Below are 18915 nucleotides of genomic sequence, written 5' to 3' on the forward strand. Positions count from 1 at the left end.
TATGAGAAAATCACTTTTAAGTTTTCTGTTTTTAAGTATTTGCCTGTTTGCATCAGCACAGGCAAAGTTCCCGCCTTTAAAACTAACCAATGCGTTAATCGTTAGCCATTTAGACAAGGAAGCAGATCAGTTTTCCTTGGAAATTGCAGTTTCCGACGTGCTTTCCAGATGCAAGGTAAAAAATACCGTTTCCTTAAACGTTTTAAAAGCAGGTGGAGATCCGCAGGTACTGATGACAGATTCGCTTAACCGCATATTGAACGCAAAGGGAATCAATACCCTGATGTTAGTTTCGGTAAGGGGCTTCGACAATCGATTCAAACCATCAAGCGGAAACATGACTTTAGCGGAAGATTTGGCAGCCGATAACTTATTCCCGATCTACAAGGAAGATATTGTTTCTGTAACATTTGAATTTCACTTTTACCGTGACGGGAAATTGGTTTACGCCGACTTGTTGAAAATCGGAGGAGTTAACTCCCGGGATAAGGTACTGAGAAAGCTACGTAAAAAACTAGCTAAAAAGGTTGTAAAAGATTGGATGTAATTCGTTCGAATTTATTTCGAACGTTTGCTATATTCTTTTTTTGCTAACTCAATTGCTGCTTGTACAATTTCGTTTTCCGGATCGTGAATAAGATAATAGTCAAAGTCAGCGATTGCGTCGGAAAGTAAGTTGAGTTTCAAATAGGATATCCCGCGTTTCTCATAGATTTCAATATCGTATTTGGAATAAGGAGCAGCAAGTGAAAATAAACGAATGGCTTCCAGGTAATCCTGTTTTTCAAAAGCTTCGATGGCTTCCTTTTTCAAGGTTAAGAATCCTGCTTCACGCGCAATCTTAGCAGTTTTAATTTTTAAAAACTGTGCTATTTCATTGAGTTGATTTTCGGTGATTTCTTCATGACCGATACAAATAAGTTCATCAAATTCTTCGTCGAATTCCGAACAGGCACTTTTGACATCAAATTGGTGCAATTTGTCCATTGAAGGAACATTGGTTGTGGACCAAAAGCGCTGCACCAGAATTTGGTTCGCAGAAAATTCCAACAGCTGAAACAAGTAATAAAGCGAATCATGACGAAAGTAAAAGTACGTTCCGATCGGTAATATTTCCACGGCAGATTTCATACCTGAAAGGTACGGATTTAGTTAGAAAAACGAAGCCCTTTACCAAAACGTGTTCCTACACTGAATCCTAAGTAATAGCCGCGTGCATGGTGAGAAAATGGGTGATCGAATTTTTTGGTTGATAATTCAATGCCGAAAGCAAATTTGCTAAAATTGAATTTCACTTCTCCTGAAAAATAAGGATAGAATTCCAAACGAGAATTTATAATATCATCTATTGACGCAATAACTCCTGCATGGAACATTGGTTCAATAGAATTCGCTTTTTTAGCTTTCATAGCAAAATGTTTTCCAATACCAATGGAGGGAAGCACAGTGTAAGCACCAAAGGGATTGGCGAATAATATCCCAAACCGTAGATAAGTCAATCTTAAAATAACGGGTTTAGGTCCTTTTCCGAAATAGAAATTGTTCCCGATCCTAAAATTGGTTGTACCTCCCCACCCTATATTGCTTTTTCCATTAGACGCATAATTGCTCATAACTACTGCGAAGGAACCATCTAAAAAGAAACGATTCAAACCACGTTCTCCGATTAGCAATTCATCTTCCAGCACTTCAGGTTTTTTGAGCACATCGTCTGTTTGAGCAAAAGAGTTCAGAGTAAAATTAAGGATGGCAATGAAAAATAGGATCTTCATAAATTTAGGTTGATGGGAAAATTCAACCAAATGTAGATAATAATTTCATATAGTTAGAGCATGATCCGATCCAGGGCATTAATAAACAACTGTGCAGCTTTTTCCAAGATCTCATCCGTATGCGCCTGGGAAATGAAACCAACTTCGTATCCGCTTGGTCCCATATAAAATCCTTCTTCCAGTAATGCTTTGTGCAAGTGTTTGAAGTTGGTCATATCCGGGTTGATTTCCTCTGCTGCATGAATGTGTTTGGAATTGTCAAATGAAATCCAGAAAATAGAACCGATCGTTACCAATTCAAAAACGTATCCTTTTGCTTTTGCATGCGCATTAATTGCATCCGTAAACAGTTTTGTTCTTCGCTCCTGGTCTTCGTAAAAACCCGGTTTACTTAATTCTGTCAGCTGTGCCAATCCTGCAGCCATTGCAACCGGGTTTCCGGATAATGTTCCGGCTTGATAAACCGGTCCGTCAGGGGCAACACATGCCATGATTTCTTTTTTCGCGCCATAAGCTCCAACGGGTAAACCACCGCCAATAATTTTCCCGTATGTGACCAAATCAGGAGTAATTCCATATAATTCAGCTGCACCGGAAAAAGCAACACGGAAACCGGAAATTACTTCATCGAAGAACAACAATGCTCCATGTTTCGTACAGGTTTCACGGAGTTCCTTTAAGAAACTTAACTCTTGCAGCAACAAGCCGTTATTTGCAGGAATCGGTTCGATGATCACACAGGAAATCTCATTTCCAAACTGCTCAAAGCAGCTTTTCAAAGCTTCGGAATCGTTCAGAGGCAAAACCAATGTTTCATTCGCAAATGCTTCAGGAACTCCAGCGCTGGAAGTATTTCCAAAAGTAACTAATCCGGAGCCGGCTTTTACCAATAAAGAATCACTGTGTCCGTGATAACATCCTTCGAATTTTACAATCTTGTTTCTCCCGGTATAACCTCTTGCCAATCGAATGGCTGACATCACAGCTTCTGTTCCTGAACTTGTAAAACGAATCTTATCAATAAACGGATTCTTTGAAAGGATCAATTCTGCCAATTCATTTTCCAAACGGGTTGGCGCTCCGAAACTTGCTCCGTTTTTTAAAGCAGCAACAATTCCTGCATATACTTCCGGATGATTGTGACCCAAAATAAGCGGTCCCCAGCTTCCGCAAAAATCGATGAATTCATTATCATCTTCGTCCCAAATTAAAGCTCCATCACCTTTTTTAATAAATAAAGGAGAACCCTCCACAGATTTAAATGCTCTTACCGGCGAGTTTACTCCTCCGGGAAAGTAATTTTTCGCTTTTTCATAAAGTGCTTCGGAGTTTGATCTGTTCAGTTTATTTGCAGCCATTGCGACGAGATTTTAATTTGAGGCAAAATTACGAATTAAAACAACCGGAACTTTGTGTTCTTAGTATCCTTGCGGTTAAAAAAAGGGGAAGATTGGTTATATTTGGAACATATTTTTTACCCGTTCTCAATTGAACAATCGATTTATCAGATGAAATACGAATTTACTCCCGAGTTTGCTGCCCAAATGGATGCTTCGGATCCGTTAAAGTCTTACAGAGACCGCTTCCTTTTTCCAACTTTCACTAAAAATCCTGTGAGATATTTCACAGGGAATTCCTTAGGATTACAGCCTAAATCAACCAAAGAGAAAGTAAACCTGGAATTGGATGATTGGGCGAAATGGGGAGTAGAAGGACATTTTCTGGGAACCAATCCCTGGTTCAAGTACCATGAATTTCTGACCGACGCTTCCGCAAGAATTGTGGGGGCATTACCGAAAGAAGTAGTAGTGACACATTCCCTGACGACCAACCTGCATTTGTTAATGGTTTCATTTTACCAGCCTAAAGGCAGCAGGACAAAAATTCTGTGTGAAGCAAAAGCATTTCCAAGTGATTTATATGCATTGGAATCTCAGGTTCGTTTTCATGGCCTGGACCCGGAAACGGATTTGGTAGGAATGAGTCCGCGTGAAGGAGAATTCACGCTTAGAGATGAAGATATTTTAGCTAAGATCCTGGAATTAGGAGATTCCCTTGCTTTAATCATGTTTGGAGGAGTAAACTATTATACCGGTCAGCTGCTCGACATGGAAGCGATTACTAAAGCAGGTAAAGGGGTTGGCGCAATGGTTGGTTTTGATTTGGCACATGCCGCAGGAAATATTCCGGTTAAATTACATGACTGGGGTGTAGATTTTGCTGCCTGGTGTTCATACAAATACCTCAATTCAAGCCCCGGAGGAGTTTCCGGGATGTTTGTTCATGAAAAGCATGCAAAAAATGCTTCACTTCCGCGTTTTGCAGGATGGTGGGGATACGATAAAAGTACGCGCTTTCAGATGGAACCGGGATTTGTTCCGATGGAAGGCGCTGAAGGCTGGCAACTAAGCAATGCTCCTGTTTTAGGAATGGCTGCTCATTGGGCATCATTGGAAATTTTCGATGAGGTTGGCATGGACAAATTAAAGGCAAAAAGTGAATTATTGACAGCTTACCTGGAATTCATTTTGGACGGGTTATCTGAAAAACATGCCGATAAATGCAGATTCGAGATTATTACTCCGAGAGAACCAAAACGCCGCGGGGCACAGTTATCTATCCTGGTTCACGGAAAAGGAAAGCAGATCTTTGATGCAATCTCTGAAAAAGGAGTGGTAGCAGATTGGAGGGAACCAAATGTGATTCGTGTGGCACCCGTTCCGCTTTACAACTCATTTGAAGATGTATATTTCCTTGGAAAATATTTGGAAGAAGCAATTCTGGGACAATAAATTCAACCACAAAGGCACGTGTTAAATCTCCCGCAGAAGAACGCAGATTTCTTGCGCCTTTGCGGTAAAATAAAGTAAAATGGAAAAAATTGCAGTAGTAGGAGCCGGACTCGTAGGAAGTTTACAGGCTATTTTACTTGCTCAGAAAGGATACCAGGTTTCAGTATTTGAACGAAGACCTGATTTGAGAAAAGCTACTTTAATCGGTGGAAAATCAATCAATCTGGCACTTTCGGACCGGGGTTGGAAAGCGTTGGAGATCGCAGGAATTGCTGAAGACATTCACAAAATTGCCATTCCGATGTATAAGCGCTGCATGCACGCTTTGGACGGAACTTTAACCTATCAGCCTTATGGTGTGAACAACGAGGCAATTTATTCGGTTTCCAGAGGAGGATTGAATCAGAAATTGATGAATTTGGCAGATAATTATCCGAATATTGAATATTATTTTGACCGCAAATGCCTGGATGTCAATCTGAAAACAAATACACTTTCCTTTCAGAATGAACAAACAAAACAAGTCGAAGAATTCCCGGCTGACAAGATTTTTGCAACAGATGGGGCTTATTCGGCAGTACGTATGCGCATGCAGAAATCAATGACTTTTGATTATTCCCAGAAATACCTCGATCACGGATACAAAGAATTAGTAATTCCAGCAAATGAGGACGGAAGTCATAAATTAGACAAGAACTGCCTGCATATCTGGCCAAGAGGTGAGTTCATGATGATTGCACTGGCAAATTTGGATGGAAGCTTTACGTGTACACTCTTCTTCCCGATGGAAGGTGAAACCTCTTTTGAAACACTGAAGACCCGTGAGCAGGTGGCTGCATTTTTTGATCTCACTTTCCCGGATGCAGTTGCGTTGATGCCGACGTTATTGGATGATTATTTTGAAAATCCGACCAGTTCATTGATCATGGTTCGCTGTGAACCATGGAATTACGAAGATAAAATTGTTCTGTTGGGTGATGCAGCTCATGCAATTGTTCCTTTTTACGGACAGGGAATGAACTGTGGATTTGAAGATTGTACCGTTTTCAATGAAATGTATGATCAAAGCCAGGGAGATTGGAGTGGTTTATTAAAACGTTTCTCCGAACAACGGGTTCCGGATGCAAATGCTATTTTGGACCTGGCTTTGGATAATTATGTGGAGATGCGCGACAAAACCGCAGACCCTGAATTTTTATTACAGAAAAAGATCGAAGGGAAATTCTCCCGTTTATATCCGGATAAATGGACTCCGCTTTATTCGCAGGTAACATTTAGTCACACGCGTTACAGCGATGCACTGAAAAACGGAAGAAGACAAGATGCCCTGATGCAGCAAATCCTGAAGATCGAAAACATTCACGAGAAATGGGATGAGCCTTTTGTAATGGAAAAAATGTTGGAACTTATTTCGTAATCATGAGCCCTCAGTCCAAAAGTATCGCTTACCAGATTCTCTTTTTCGCCGGTGCGATACTGGTACTGGAATTGCTCGTGTCCTGGATCTTTGATCTGATTGGTCCGGAACCGAAAAGCATAGATGATTTGGACCGGATAGTTTTCCGGATCAGTGTCCAGAACTATTTGAGACTTGCTCTTTTGTTCCTTTCGGCCATTGTGATTGCGAAGAAAATGAGCGATTTAAAGTATTGGAAGGTCGCCTTTGCGCTTATTGGAATAATTGTATTGAACTATCATTTGGTTTATCTTTATAATGCAATCGATTATTACTGGATTAAAGGATTGGGACCGCAACAGGGAAAGCAGGATTTGAAAAGTTTACTGACCCTGGTTTCATTTGAACCCACGCCTCCGCGTTATGAGCCGGTAAATCATCTCACGGATTGGCAGACACTTTTGTATTCCGGCTCAGGAGGCGGGCTGAGTGTTATGGGATTGATTACCTTTTTGTTCTATGGAAGCATTTGCAGGGCATTGTGGGTGAGCGCCATAGTTTATTTCCTTTTTCGAAAAAGAAGGCAACGAATTCAATGAACAACATGCAATGGATAAAAAGTTGCAACTTAGTTCGTAACGAATCCGAAAACTTTAGATATTTAAATAAAATTAGACCATGAAATTTGTCATTTGTACTTTGTTGATTGCGATTACCGGACTTTCATTCGGTCAATCCCGAAACCTGAGAGGGAAAAGTCGAAAGGACTTTTTCGGAGGTGCGCGTGATTACCGTCAGTTGACAAAGGACGGAATCCAGATTTCTTTGGGTCCTAACTACACTTTTACCAATCCAAAAATTACGGAATACTCGGGGACCGATGTGAATGGACGTCCTGTTACTGCTGCGGTCGATCCGATTGGAAAACCAGGAGGATTTATTGAAATCGGTGCCGCACATTACCGTTTGAAATCTTCTAAAATATTGGCCGCATGGTATAAGAGACGTGGCGATAAAGGAGATGTTAAATGGATCGGGGCGAATCTTTTTCACCGTTTGGATTGGGGTTTAGGCTTTAACTATATTGGTGGAAGTGAACGAACAAAATTCGAGCTATTTGATCCTTCTACGGGAGCTTCCTCTTTTGACGAAAGCACCGGTTCTTTCTATAATGGATACATCACTGCTCGCGTAACAATTGATCGCTTTACCAAAATTGCAGATGGTTGGCATTTGGAAACAGGCTTAGGCTTCAACTTTTTGTTCAATGCACTTCCTGCTCCAAAAGCACCGTATGTTGCAACAATTGCACCGGTTAAATTCCAGCAGGATTTCATGGCGCAATTTCACTTGCATTTAGGATTTACGCGCACAATCCGTCGTGGTGATTACCTGACATTGGGATTCATCGTTCCTGCAATTGGGATTTTCGAGCCGAATAAAGCACGTCCAACCATCCAATGGTTCTCAAGCAACTACTGGCCGGTTCAATTCCAGATCCGCTGGATCCACCATTTCACCAAGAAATCAAATGGTTGTAATACCGGTACGCCGGAAGACCGGAAAAGAAACAACGAATACATGCAAAACCGTTAATAAGCCGTTCAATGAGAAGATTTTACTACTTGAGTTCTTGTGACACTTGTCAGAAGATTATGAAAGCTTTGAATCTGCCCGCTGATGTTGAATTAATTGACATCAAACAAAGCAATATTGATGCGAAAACATTGGATTGGCTGAAGGAAAAAGTGGGTTCTTACGAAGGAATGTTCTCCAAAAGAGCAATGAAATTCCGTTCCCAGGGATTACACGAAATGAATCTTACGGAAGCTGATTACCGCAAATATATGCTGGAAGAATATACCTTTTTGAAACGGCCCTTCACCATTTATGATGAGCATGTTTGGATTGGAAATGCCAAAAAGGAAGTGGAAGCTGCACAAGAGTTCTTTGCTGCTAAGCGTTGAGGGAAACGGGTGTAAGTAAGTTACTGACTTGCTAATAATTTATGCCCTTCCCCTGGGAGACAGAATCAAAAATTCCTAAAAGAAACGCAGCCTGCTGGTCAAAACAGATTTTCTGTAATCGTCCAGTTTTTCATCATAATTTCGCTGAATAAAACGGCGTACAAACTTTTGTGTGCCTTTACCCATCTTAAAGTCCAATTCATCCCCGAAAATTGGGACGATACTTAGGAATTGGATGGTTTTACCCTGGATATTCACCGGGCTAAGTTCCTTTTGAAGCAAAATCGGGTCTAAGAAGATGAAATATTCCTGTTGCATTAAATCAGAGATCGGAACTTCCGGATTTCCGGTTGGGATCGTGTGACCGGGACCGTACCAGGTGTTTTTATCTCTTACGAAACGCTCCAGTTTATAAATCCAGTTATAGATCCAGGAAGAATTGGGGTTTGTATGATCTTCAAAATCCCAGTAAGTTGGTAAACAAAAATAGATCTCATTGAATTCTCTTCCGACCCATTTGTCCAAAACAGGCATTTTATATTCGGAAAGGGAAGCAGTCATTACAATCGTTACGGGAACATCCAGCTCCAGCAACAAAACAATTAACTCCTGATCAGTGTGAAAAGGATTTTGAATTGATTTTACGCGATGCGCACCAAAACGGTTTTCCAATGCCTTTATAAGTTCCATGACAACAAATATAATGGTTCTCACTTGCTTTCTCCCAATAAGTTCCGGAAGTGACTGCAATAAAAAAGGGGCCGAGGCCCCTTATTGGTTATTGGTTTATATTGTTACTTCGCTTTAAAGAAATGATCTATTTCAGAAATGCGCATCGTCATATCATCTCCTTCAACTTTTGAAATGTTAAAAATGATAGACTTCTTTTGGTTGGGGCCGTAAAATAAAAATAAGTCGATTTTGTCTTCGTACTGTGTACTTAACCACTTTCCTTCTAGATCAATAAAATCGGTCATGTTGTTTTGATCATACCAACGACCTTTGAAGGTTTCGTCGTCTTTCAAATCAAAATAAATATAATCAATTCCCAAAATTTTGTCTTTATCGGGACCAAATCCATCCACTTTAACAAGCGTCCATTTTTTAACGAGACGTTCATCTATATCAGAGTTTGAACAAGCAGACAGAACCAGGAAAAATAGTCCAAATAGTAAGTAAGTAAATCGAAGCCTCATAATTTTAAAAATGGATGCTTGGGTAAAACTAAGCTTTCTGAATAGAGTACCCAACGCTTTTTTCGGAGATTGTATTTTAGCAAATTTTGAGTGAGTGATTACCCAATCTGACTGTGCAATTTACGTATTGACCTCCCTGGTATTTATGAATTCTAAAGAATTTCCTTTAAAGAATTCCAAAAATTGGCATCAGACAAAACAGCACCTTGTTGAATCAATTGATGAATTTCCATTTCCCTGGAATCTGTATAATCCTTTTTACTTGTAAAAAAGGAAAGATCAGTAGGCGCCTTAGTAAGTGCCTCGTGGATTCCATTAATCGTTGATAAGTCAATTTTAGTTTCGGGTTTTTTCTGGATAGCAATCAATTCCTGCTCTTCTTCTCCGAAGTGGAATACAAGACAGGAATCTGGAGAACGATGCTCTAAAAACCGGACTTTCTCATAAACGGTTTGCAATACCTGGTCGGAAAACAAACCGACTAATTCAACCGCTTTTTGAGGTTCTTCCCGGTTAAGTTTTTCCCATTCATCCCCGTGAATTCCATTGATAATAAGGAAAGCCTTTAGGTCTCCTTCAAGGTGTTGTAGTTCTTCGTCGGTTAAAATGCGGTATTTCATGTGGCAAATTTATAAAGAAAGTCTGAAACCGATAATACAATCTGTGCACAGAAACCGGAAGATTGAGAATGATTTTTAACTTTGTATCATGCAGAAAAAAGGTGTTGCCATTCTTGGTTCTACAGGTTCAATCGGTACACAGGCATTAGAAGTGATCCGGGCTTATCCGGAACAATTCGACTTGCAGGTCATTACAGCTCAGTCAAATGCAAAATTGCTGATTGAACAGGCAAAACTATTCCAGCCGAATGCGGTTGTAATCGGTGATGAAGAAAAGTACCAGGAAGTGAAAGACGCTCTTTTTTCTGAAGACATTCATGTCTATGCAGGAAATCAGGCCCTGTGCCAGGTGGTAGAATTTAACGAAGTCCATGTCGTTCTGACTGCATTAGTTGGATATGCAGGACTGAAACCAACACTTGCGGCAATTGAGGCCGGAAAGGACATTGCATTGGCGAATAAAGAGACGCTGGTGGTTGCCGGAGAATTGGTGACTGCACGGGCACGTGCCAAAGGAATCAATATCTACCCGGTAGATTCGGAGCATTCTGCAATTTTCCAATGCCTGGTAGGAGAATTCCACAACCCGATTGAAAAGGTTTACCTGACTGCATCCGGCGGACCGTTTCGAGGCTGGAAAGCTGACACCCTGAAAACCGTAAGCCCGGCTCAGGCATTGAAACATCCGAATTGGTCTATGGGCGCAAAAATCACCATTGATTCTGCTTCCATGATGAACAAAGGACTGGAGGTCATCGAAGCAAAATGGCTTTTTGGTTTGAACACGGAACAGATCGATGTGATCGTTCACCCCCAATCAGTTATTCACTCACTCGTTCAGTTTCAGGATGGGAGTATGAAAGCACAAATGGGACTTCCGGATATGAAGCTGCCTATTCAGTTTGCTTTGACTTATCCAAAAAGGTTCAAAACGGAGTTCCCCCGCTTCAATTTTTTAGACTATCCTCAACTTACCTTTGAAAAAGCGGATAAGGAAACCTTCCGGAATCTGCAGTTGGCATATGATGCTTTGAATAAAAGAGGAACTGCGGCTTGTGCATTAAACGCAGCAAATGAAATTGCAGTACAGCTGTTTTTGGAGGAAAAGATCGGATTTCTGGATATTGCACGGATCAACGAAAGTGCAATGCTGGAAACACCTTTTATTTTGAATCCGGATTATGAGGATTATGTACAGACTGATCTGCTTGCACGGGAATTTGCGCTTAAGCGAATGTAAAATAGGTCCAGTATACAATCAGATAACGACCAACTTTCCCGATGCTCATCAAAGCCAGGGTTTTCCAAAAAGATACCCGGTAAATACCAAGTACAACCAATAAAGGATCTCCGATAATTGGCAGCCAGGAAATCAGTGCTGCCCAGAAACCGTAACGCTGTATGAGTGATTCGCTTTTCAGAAGTTGTTTTTTACTCAGTATTTTTCTGCCGTAATAACCCAGAAGGTAATTAGTGATTCCGCCAAGACAGTTCCCCAGACTCGCAACAATTAAAATTGAAACGGGAGAATACGTTCCCATATTCAAAAAAAATAAAAGACTTGCCTCGGAGGGAAAAGGAATAATGGTTGATGCCAGAAAACACATCCCGAAAAGACCAATTAATCCCCATTCAATCATCGTGCAAAAGTATAGAATTAAAAATGGGGACCAAAGGCCCCCATTTCCATATTATCGTCCCGATAGCTATCGGGAAAGAATTATTTCTTAACGATACGTTTTGTGATAGTTTCGTTACCAACAGTCAATGTGTAGTTGTAAATTCCAGCTACAAAGTTTGTTCCGTCGATAGCAATTGTTTGTTCACCAGCGTTCATGGTTGAAGCAGGAACCGTTGCAACTGTACGACCAGCAACATCAGTAATTACTACAGAAACCTCAGCATCGGATTTCAAGTTGAACTTGATTTCAGTTGTTCCAACGAATGGGTTAGGATAAACTGTTACATCTGTTGCAGAGTTCAATTCTGTCATACCAGCATAATCTGTAAAGTCCAAACGAACAACAGCAGCTTCAACATAATTAGAGAATCCGTCAGCACCTGCAAGAGTTGTAACATTAGCACCATTCAAACCAGCTGTTTGACCAACAGGAACATATCCTGAAAATGCGATCGGAACTTCTGCTCCGTCCAACATACTTGCAGTTACAAGGTATAACCCCGGAGTTAATGTGATTGGGTTATCAAAGTGAGATACTATGATATTTCCAAAATCACCTGCAGCGATTTCATGACCACCGTGTAATTCTTCTGTTTGTCCGATATAATCAAACTCGTCTGTTGCAGGATTGTACTTGTCAATTCGACCAAAAACTGTAAGTCCGATGTAAGGAGTTTGTTGTGCTGCTGCAAAATCATAAATACCGATTTGTATTGCACTAGCCTCAGCATCAGCAAAGATTTCCATCAAAGAACCGATAGCAGGATCTCCTGATTGAGTTGCCCAACCAAGGAATGAAGAAGAAATGGAATTTGCATTCACATAAGCATCTACTGCCATAACACTGTTTGTAAGTTCCACTGAATTTACAAGCGTATCATCTGTTGTAAGAACCAATGAGTTATTGGAAGAAGCTACTTTGTATGTAAAAGTGTGTGTTCCTAAAGTTGTTGGAAGCATGAATGGAGTTGCGGAAACTTCCACTGTACTGTCTGCAGCAAATGCTGCTACAGCAACGTCGGATCCGGTTTGGTTGTATGCTCCTGAAGTTACAGTTAAGTTCGCATTTTGTGAGTTATATCCTTTGTTGGATACAACAGCATCAAAAACTACTTCAACCGTACCATTTGATTGTGCAATAGGAAACTTAGTATATTGTAAAAACTGATCACCAGCATAAAAATTAGCCTCAGTCATTTTCATGTTGTTACCATAACCAGCGTTGATAGTAATATCATCTACATACCATCCGTAACCTGAACCGAAAGTAGCACTTGTTGATGTGTTTTCCCATCTGAAACGTACTACAGAATAAGCTGAATTAGCTACAGCAAAATCCAAAGCAATAGTATTTTGCACAGTAGCGCCATTTCCTGGTTCTCCGGCATTTACTTCGAACGATTTTGGCCATGTAAGACCTCCATCTTCTGAAAACTCAACATAAGTAACATCTGTGTTAAATGCACGGTAACGCTGTTGAAATGCCAAAGTAATTGAACCTCCTGCAAGAGAAAGATCAATGGTATCAGACATTACCCAAGTGTTTTGAGGTGCTGCCGAAGACGTCAATAAATATTGAACTCCGTTAAAGTATGCAAATCCATTTGCTGCAGTTGTAGATGCCATCGGCCCCCCCATGTATTGATTTGAAGAAGTGACACCCGCTGATGCGTTAGTACCGAAAGCAAAAGTTCCTTGTCCGGAAGTTCCTGCCGTCCAAATAAACGATGTTTGTGCAAAATCGTCGTCGAACAATAAGTCTCCATCTGCCTTTACAGTATTTCCATTTTGGGTCTTTGTTTTCCCATTATATACTGAAATCGGTAAATGAGCTTTTTGTTGAACAGGTAAATTGCTCTTTACTTGCCCAAAAGCTGAAGTAACCAACAATAAACCTGATAATAAGGTAATCTGTTTTTTCATGTTTTCTTTAATTTACGAAGTTCTAAATTTAACTATTTGACCAACAGAAGGCCAACTTATTTATTAAACGGTACTAATTACGAAATAAACGGTAATTACTGTCCTTCAGGAAGGGTAGTTTTTCACGTGATTGTTTCAGTTCGAGGTAACTAATACCATATGTAATGACGCCTTCAGCATCAGAAAGGTTGGAAAGTTCCTCACCGGAAAGATTAATTAATTTGCTTTGACCGTTATAAGATAAGCCCGTATTGTCCACACCTACCCTGTTCAGTCCGGCTACGTAACATTGATTTTCTATGGCTCTTGCAGGAATCAATGCAGACCAATGTTGTATCCTTCTTTCAGGCCAGTTGGCAACATATAACAAAAGGTCGTAAAGCGGTTTCCCGTCTATTTCACCGTTCCTGCTGTTTTCAGGAAAACGGAGGTCATAGCAAATTTGTAAATTGATCCTCCACCCAAGGTATTCAACAATGACTTCTTTGGTTCCTGCAGTAAAATGAACCGGTTCTTCAGCCATCCCAAACAGCTTCCGTTTGTCATAACAAGTGATGTCTCCGCTCGGTTCTACAAATACTCCCCGGTTATAGCAGTGACCATCTTCTTCTATAATCAGCGAGGTGTAGAAAGCAGCTTGCTTTTCCTTAGCTTGTTGTTTTAACCAGGAAATACTCGGACTGTTCTCCATTTTTTCTGCCAATAAGTTGGTATTCATTGAAAATCCCGTTTGAAACATTTCAGGTAAAAGAATCAGATCCGTTGCAGTAACAGGTTTTAGAAGTTCTTCATAATGTTTCAAATTGGCAGTTTTGTCTTCCCAGATCTGATCTGCCTGGACAAATGTTATTCTTAGATCTTGCATAATCTTTCTGCTGCTTGTATTAATGTTTCATCCGTCTTGGCAAAACAAAAACGAATAGTATGATAATCGTACCGCCCTTCATAGAAGACAGAAAGCGGAATAGCCGCAACTCCCACTTCTTTCACCATCCACTCGCAAAAAGAGACGTCCGGAAGATCTGAAATGGCTTTGTATCTCACAGTCTGAAAATAGGTCCCTTCACTCGGAAGAAATTCAAACTTGCTTTTCGACATCAATTCCTTAAAACGGTCGCGTTTGTCCTGGTAAAACTTCCCCAGGGTCGTGACATCGGTTGTGGAAATATAATCTGCCAGGGTCTTTTGAGCAACACTATTCACCGAGAACACTAAGAACTGGTGAACTTTTTTGATTTCCTTCATGATGTATTCGGGTGCAATCAGGTAACCAACCTTCCAGCCTGTCAAATGAAATGTTTTACCGAATGAGGAAACAATTACGCTTCTGTTTCGCAAAATCTCATTGTTATGTGCGGAAAAATGAGGTTTCTCAAAGGTGATAAATTCATATACCTCATCGGAACAAAGTATTAAATTCGGGTGATCGGTCATTACACGGATCAAGGCATCAAAATCTTCCTGGTCCATCATCTTCCCCGACGGATTATGCGGATTGTTGATAATCAGCACACGCGTCTTTTGATTCACAGTTTGTCTCAGTTCACGCCAGTCAATCGTGAAGTCTTCCCGCATCGGAATATGAACCGCTCTTCCGCCGGCCAAATGTACAGCCGGACTGTAGCAATCATAGGCCGGATCCAGGATCACCACTTCATCACCCGGATGGACCAAAGCCTGAAGGGCAGCAAAAATTCCCTGGGTCGCTCCTGCCGTTACCAAAATTTCAGTGGATGGATTTACTTCTCTCTTATAAACCCGGTGAACCATCTGACCAATTCCTTCCAATAAAGCAGGAAGCCCGGCCATTGGAGCATACTGATGCACATTTTCTTTACTGTTCTTCGCCAATAGCTCTTCAATCAGCGGGTCGATCGGGAAATTGGGAAAGCCCTGGGAAAGATTTATGGCCTCGTATTGATTTGCCATCTGACTCATGGTTGTGAAGATGGTAGTCCCTACTTTTGGAAGTTTTGTTTGCATGGATTACTTTTGTTTGCAATAGCAAAGTAAATCATTCCTTCATTATATGATACGCAAAGACGCGTATATTTAACGGGAATTCACTTAAAATGAACTTAATGAAACTCCGACTTTTAGCCATACTTGCATTTTTCGCCCTTTTAATTACCTCATGCGGCGAAGATTCCATTTGTGATTGCATCCGTGCAAGTGATGAACTGAATAGTAAATACGATCAGTTACGAACAAAAGAACTGAGTGTGAAAGGTCAAAAGGAAGTCAAAGAACTCATCCGGACGAAGAAGGCTAAATGCAAGGAATTTGAACAAATGAGCGGGCCCGAAATGATGGAACGGAAGGCAAGTTGTAAGTAGGACGCCGGATTCACTTCTGCCTGAATCTCAGCAGGCTCGTCAATTTAAATTCCATTCTTGAATGTCCATTGAAAACTTCCTGTTTGACTTAACAAATATTCCGGCTAAATCGAAATAATAAAACGCGAATTTCGCTATCTTTGCACCTGCTTACCAGTAAAGGTAGGTTTCAAAAAAGAGTGAAATTTTTATGAGTGCATTTTCATCCCGTCACATTGGACCTGATTCAGCTGAGAAATCTGAGATGTTAGCTGCTATTGGTGTTAAATCAATTCAAGAATTAATCGATAAAACAATTCCTTCTCATATCCGCTTGTCCGGAGAGTTGAAAATTGATGCTGCTTTAAGTGAGCAGGAATATTTGCAGCACATCACTGCTCTTGGTGCTCAGAATAAAGTATTCAAGTCTTTTATTGGTTTAGGATACAATGAAACAATTGTTCCTTCTGTGATTTTGCGCAACGTTTTGGAAAATCCGGGATGGTATACAGCTTATACGCCTTACCAGGCTGAAATTTCACAAGGCCGTTTGGAGGCTTTGTTGAATTTCCAGACAATGGTTTTGGAATTGACAGGAATGGAAATCGCGAATGCATCTTTATTGGATGAAGGAACTGCTGCTTCTGAAGCAATGATCTTGTTTTGGAATTCGCGCTCACGCCAGGAAGTAAAAGACGGTGTGAATAAATTCTTCATTTCCAAAAATGCATTCCCTCAGACAAAAGATGTTGTTTTGGGTCGTGCATTAAATCTTGGGATCGAATTGGTTGAAGGAGATGAAACAACTTTCACCAACGACGGAACATATTTCGGAGCGATCATCCAGTATCCGGATGTTCACGGACACATCACTGATGTTGCAGGATTCATTGGTCGCAATACAGGTTTGAAAACAGCCGTTGCTGCTGATATTCTTTCATTGGTAATATTAAAGTCTCCGGGATCATTAGGAGCAGACGTAGTTTTCGGTACTTCACAACGATTCGGGGTTCCGATGGGTTACGGTGGGCCTCACGCAGCATTTTTCGCAGCAAAAGACGAATACAAACGTTCCATGCCGGGCCGTATCATCGGTGTGTCAAAAGACGCGGATGACAACCTGGCTTTGCGCATGGCTTTGCAAACACGCGAACAACACATTAAAAGAGATAAAGCAACTTCCAATATTTGTACGGCTCAGGCATTGTTAGCTGTAATGGCTTCCATGTATGCGGTGTACCACGGTCCTGCCGGAATGAATGAGATCGCTGTACATGTAAACCGTTTGGCTTCTTCTACAGCGAGCGGTTTGAAAGCAGCAGGCATCCAGGTCGGTTCCGATTCATTCTTCGACACCGTTTGGGTAAAAGGAGTGGATACTGCAAAAATTAAAGCAGCAGCCGAGGCAAAAGGAATGAACTTCCGCATCATAAACGAATCTGAATTAACGATCAGTTTTGGTGAACCGCATACTGAACAGGATGTAGCAACTATTTTGGAGATCTTCGGTGCAAATGCAACTTCTGCCGATTCCACTTTGACTGCTTCTGTTTTGAGAGCAGATGAGATCTTAACACATCCGACTTTCAATAAATACCATTCGGAGTCTAAAATGATGCGTTACCTGAAGCGTTTGGAGAACAAAGACCTTTCATTGGTTCACTCCATGATTCCTTTGGGTTCTTGTACCATGAAACTAAACGCAGCTTCCGAGTTGATTCCGATCACGAATCCTCAGTTTGCAAATATGCATCCTTTCGCTCCTGTTGAACAGGCTGCGGGTTATCACGCAATGTTCCGTGAATTGGAAAAAGATTTGTGTGAGTCCACAGGATTTGCAGCTATGTCATTACAACCAAACTCCGGCGCTCAGGGTGAATATGCTGGTTTGATGGTCATCAAAGCATACCACGAAAGCCGTGGAGACAAGCAACGTACAAAAATGATCATTCCTTCTTCTGCACACGGAACAAATCCGGCATCTGCAGTGATGGCAGGAATGGAAGTAGTTGTAACAGGTTGCGACGAAAACGGAAATATCAATATCGAAGAATTAAAAACCGTAGCGAACCAAATCGGGAACGAATTGGCTGGGTTAATGGTAACTTACCCGTCTACTCACGGAGTTTACGAAGAAGGAATCCGTGAAATTACAGCGATCATCCACGAAAATGGAGGACAGGTTTATATGGACGGTGCCAACATGAATGCACAGGTCGGATTAACAAATCCGGGAAATATCGGTGCTGACGTTTGTCACCTGAACTTACACAAAACATTTGCAATCCCTCACGGAGGTGGCGGACCAGGAATGGGCCCGATCGGAGTTGCAGCACATTTGGCTCCTTTCTTGCCGAGCAACCCGCTAATTGCGGCTGGGGGAAGCACACCGATTCACGCAGTTTCTGCAGCACCTTACGGAAGTGCCCTGATCTTATTGATCTCTTACGGATACATCAAGATGCTGGGAGCTGAAGGCTTGCGTCAATCTACTGAAGCAGCGATCTTAAATGCAAACTACATTGCCGCGAAATTGAAAGGTCATTACGACGTATTGTACACCGGTAAAAACGGAACAGTAGCACACGAAATGATCTTAGACTGCCGTGATTTCAAGAAAACAGCAGACGTAGAAGTTGCCGATATGGCGAAGCGTTTGATCGACTTCGGATTCCACGCACCGACCGTTTCTTTCCCTGTAGCAGGAACTTTAATGGTGGAGCCAACAGAATCTGAAGACAAAGAAGAATTGGATCGTTTCATCGAAGCGATGATCAAGATTCGTGCTGAGATCAAAGAAATCGAAAACGGTCATGCAGATAAAGAAAACAACTTGTTGAAAAACGCTCCGCATACAGCAGACTGTATCATCAACAAAGACTGGAATTACCCGTACTCTCCGCAGGAGGCAGCTTACCCGGTTGCATACTTGAAAGAGTGGAAATACTGGGTTCCGGTTCGTCGTGTAGACAACGCATACGGAGACAGAAACTTAGTGTGTTCTTGTCCGAGCGTAGAGAGCTACATGCACGTGGAGGCATAGCATCGACTACGCTCAGTTATCCTGAGTGACTAAATATTTTTTGAAAATCCGTTCATCTTTGGGTGAGCGGATTTTTGTATTTTTGCAACACAACAACCATTACTTAAACAAAATTCAAACTAACTAAATCATGAGTCTGAAACCTGTTAAAATTCAAATACTAGTATTAGCCTTAATTTGTTTTTGCTCCTTGAAGGTAGCAGGTCAAAT

Annotated in this window: 19 protein-coding genes; 9 read left to right on the forward strand and 10 right to left on the reverse strand. The window is 41.2% G+C overall.

The features are described from left to right. Window position 1: 1 nt before the first annotated feature. A complete protein-coding gene (locus tag K0S23_RS17755; protein ID WP_300360159.1) occupies window positions 2-547 on the forward strand; it encodes a hypothetical protein in 546 nt (181 codons plus the stop codon). An 11-nt stretch (window positions 548-558) separates the two neighbouring features. Here K0S23_RS17755 and K0S23_RS17760 read toward each other — a convergent pair whose 3' ends face one another. From K0S23_RS17760 to hemL, 3 genes are read right to left on the reverse strand one after another with little or no spacing between them, the layout of a single operon-like run. Further along, window positions 559-1131 (reverse strand): hypothetical protein, encoded by a 573-nt coding sequence (locus K0S23_RS17760; protein WP_300360160.1) that lies wholly within the window; start codon window positions 1129-1131, stop codon window positions 559-561. Between the two features lie 17 nt (window positions 1132-1148). Then, entirely contained in the window at window positions 1149-1772 is a 624-nt protein-coding gene (locus K0S23_RS17765) for a hypothetical protein (RefSeq protein WP_300360161.1), read from the reverse strand. A 53-nt stretch (window positions 1773-1825) separates the two neighbouring features. Further along, complete coding sequence (gene hemL, locus K0S23_RS17770) at window positions 1826-3130, reverse strand: glutamate-1-semialdehyde 2,1-aminomutase (protein ID WP_300360162.1); 1305 nt, start codon at window positions 3128-3130, stop codon at window positions 1826-1828. Between the two features lie 150 nt (window positions 3131-3280). On the opposite strand from hemL, the gene kynU reads away from it, so the two are divergent. The 5 genes from kynU (at window position 3281) to K0S23_RS17795 (ending at window position 7927) form a co-directional block, all read left to right on the forward strand. Further along, complete coding sequence (kynU, locus tag K0S23_RS17775) at window positions 3281-4564, forward strand: kynureninase (RefSeq protein ID WP_300360163.1); 1284 nt, start codon at window positions 3281-3283, stop codon at window positions 4562-4564. A gap of 79 nt (window positions 4565-4643) precedes the next feature. Next, entirely contained in the window at window positions 4644-5981 is a 1338-nt protein-coding gene (locus tag K0S23_RS17780; RefSeq protein WP_300360164.1) for an NAD(P)/FAD-dependent oxidoreductase, read from the forward strand. 2 nt (window positions 5982-5983) lie between these two features. Continuing rightward, entirely contained in the window at window positions 5984-6559 is a 576-nt protein-coding gene (locus K0S23_RS17785; protein ID WP_300360165.1) for a hypothetical protein, read from the forward strand. A gap of 79 nt (window positions 6560-6638) precedes the next feature. Next, a complete protein-coding gene (locus K0S23_RS17790; protein ID WP_300360166.1) occupies window positions 6639-7556 on the forward strand; it encodes a hypothetical protein in 918 nt (305 codons plus the stop codon). 11 nt (window positions 7557-7567) lie between these two features. Further along, on the forward strand, window positions 7568-7927 hold the full coding sequence (locus K0S23_RS17795) for an ArsC/Spx/MgsR family protein (RefSeq protein ID WP_300360168.1): 360 nt from the start codon (window positions 7568-7570) through the stop codon (window positions 7925-7927). A 75-nt stretch (window positions 7928-8002) separates the two neighbouring features. Here the strand turns inward: K0S23_RS17795 and K0S23_RS17800 are convergent, their stop codons facing one another. The 3 genes from K0S23_RS17800 to K0S23_RS17810 form a co-directional block, all read right to left on the reverse strand. Continuing rightward, the gene (locus K0S23_RS17800) at window positions 8003-8617 is read right to left on the reverse strand and encodes a suppressor of fused domain protein (protein WP_300360169.1); all 615 of its coding nucleotides are present in this window, start codon (window positions 8615-8617) and stop codon (window positions 8003-8005) included. Window positions 8618-8721: 104 nt separating this feature from the next. Continuing rightward, a complete protein-coding gene (locus K0S23_RS17805) occupies window positions 8722-9123 on the reverse strand; it encodes a hypothetical protein (RefSeq protein WP_300360171.1) in 402 nt (133 codons plus the stop codon). A gap of 152 nt (window positions 9124-9275) precedes the next feature. After that, window positions 9276-9743 carry a DUF6495 family protein gene (locus tag K0S23_RS17810; protein WP_300360173.1) on the reverse strand — a complete coding sequence of 156 codons (468 nt, stop codon included), beginning with the start codon at window positions 9741-9743 and terminating at the stop codon, window positions 9276-9278. 88 nt (window positions 9744-9831) lie between these two features. Here K0S23_RS17810 and K0S23_RS17815 point away from each other — a divergent pair, with 88 nt between their 5' ends. Further along, entirely contained in the window at window positions 9832-10983 is a 1152-nt protein-coding gene (locus tag K0S23_RS17815; RefSeq protein WP_300360174.1) for a 1-deoxy-D-xylulose-5-phosphate reductoisomerase, read from the forward strand. Here the strand turns inward: K0S23_RS17815 and K0S23_RS17820 are convergent. The 4 genes from K0S23_RS17820 to K0S23_RS17835 form a co-directional block, all read right to left on the reverse strand. Next, window positions 10970-11383: a YqaA family protein gene (locus tag K0S23_RS17820; protein WP_300360175.1), complete on the reverse strand. Its 414-nt coding sequence runs from the start codon at window positions 11381-11383 to the stop codon at window positions 10970-10972. The two genes, K0S23_RS17815 and K0S23_RS17820, sit on opposite strands and share 14 nt — an antisense overlap. A gap of 80 nt (window positions 11384-11463) precedes the next feature. Then, window positions 11464-13347: a T9SS type A sorting domain-containing protein gene (locus tag K0S23_RS17825; RefSeq protein WP_300360177.1), complete on the reverse strand. Its 1884-nt coding sequence runs from the start codon at window positions 13345-13347 to the stop codon at window positions 11464-11466. Between the two features lie 73 nt (window positions 13348-13420). Continuing rightward, window positions 13421-14212 carry an amidohydrolase gene (locus K0S23_RS17830; RefSeq protein ID WP_300360179.1) on the reverse strand — a complete coding sequence of 264 codons (792 nt, stop codon included), beginning with the start codon at window positions 14210-14212 and terminating at the stop codon, window positions 13421-13423. After that, window positions 14200-15330: a methionine aminotransferase gene (locus K0S23_RS17835; protein WP_300360181.1), complete on the reverse strand. Its 1131-nt coding sequence runs from the start codon at window positions 15328-15330 to the stop codon at window positions 14200-14202. The genes K0S23_RS17830 and K0S23_RS17835 overlap by 13 nt, the downstream gene beginning before the upstream one ends. Before the next feature lie 98 nt (window positions 15331-15428). Between K0S23_RS17835 and K0S23_RS17840 the strand changes: the two genes are divergently transcribed. Further along, complete coding sequence (locus tag K0S23_RS17840) at window positions 15429-15683, forward strand: hypothetical protein (protein ID WP_300360182.1); 255 nt, start codon at window positions 15429-15431, stop codon at window positions 15681-15683. 190 nt (window positions 15684-15873) lie between these two features. Continuing rightward, a complete protein-coding gene (gcvP, locus tag K0S23_RS17845) occupies window positions 15874-18705 on the forward strand; it encodes an aminomethyl-transferring glycine dehydrogenase (protein ID WP_300360184.1) in 2832 nt (943 codons plus the stop codon). Window positions 18706-18915: the final 210 nt, after the last annotated feature.

The organism is Fluviicola sp. (genome assembly GCF_029266855.1).
Classification (GTDB): Bacteria; Bacteroidota; Bacteroidia; order Flavobacteriales_D; family Crocinitomicaceae; genus Fluviicola.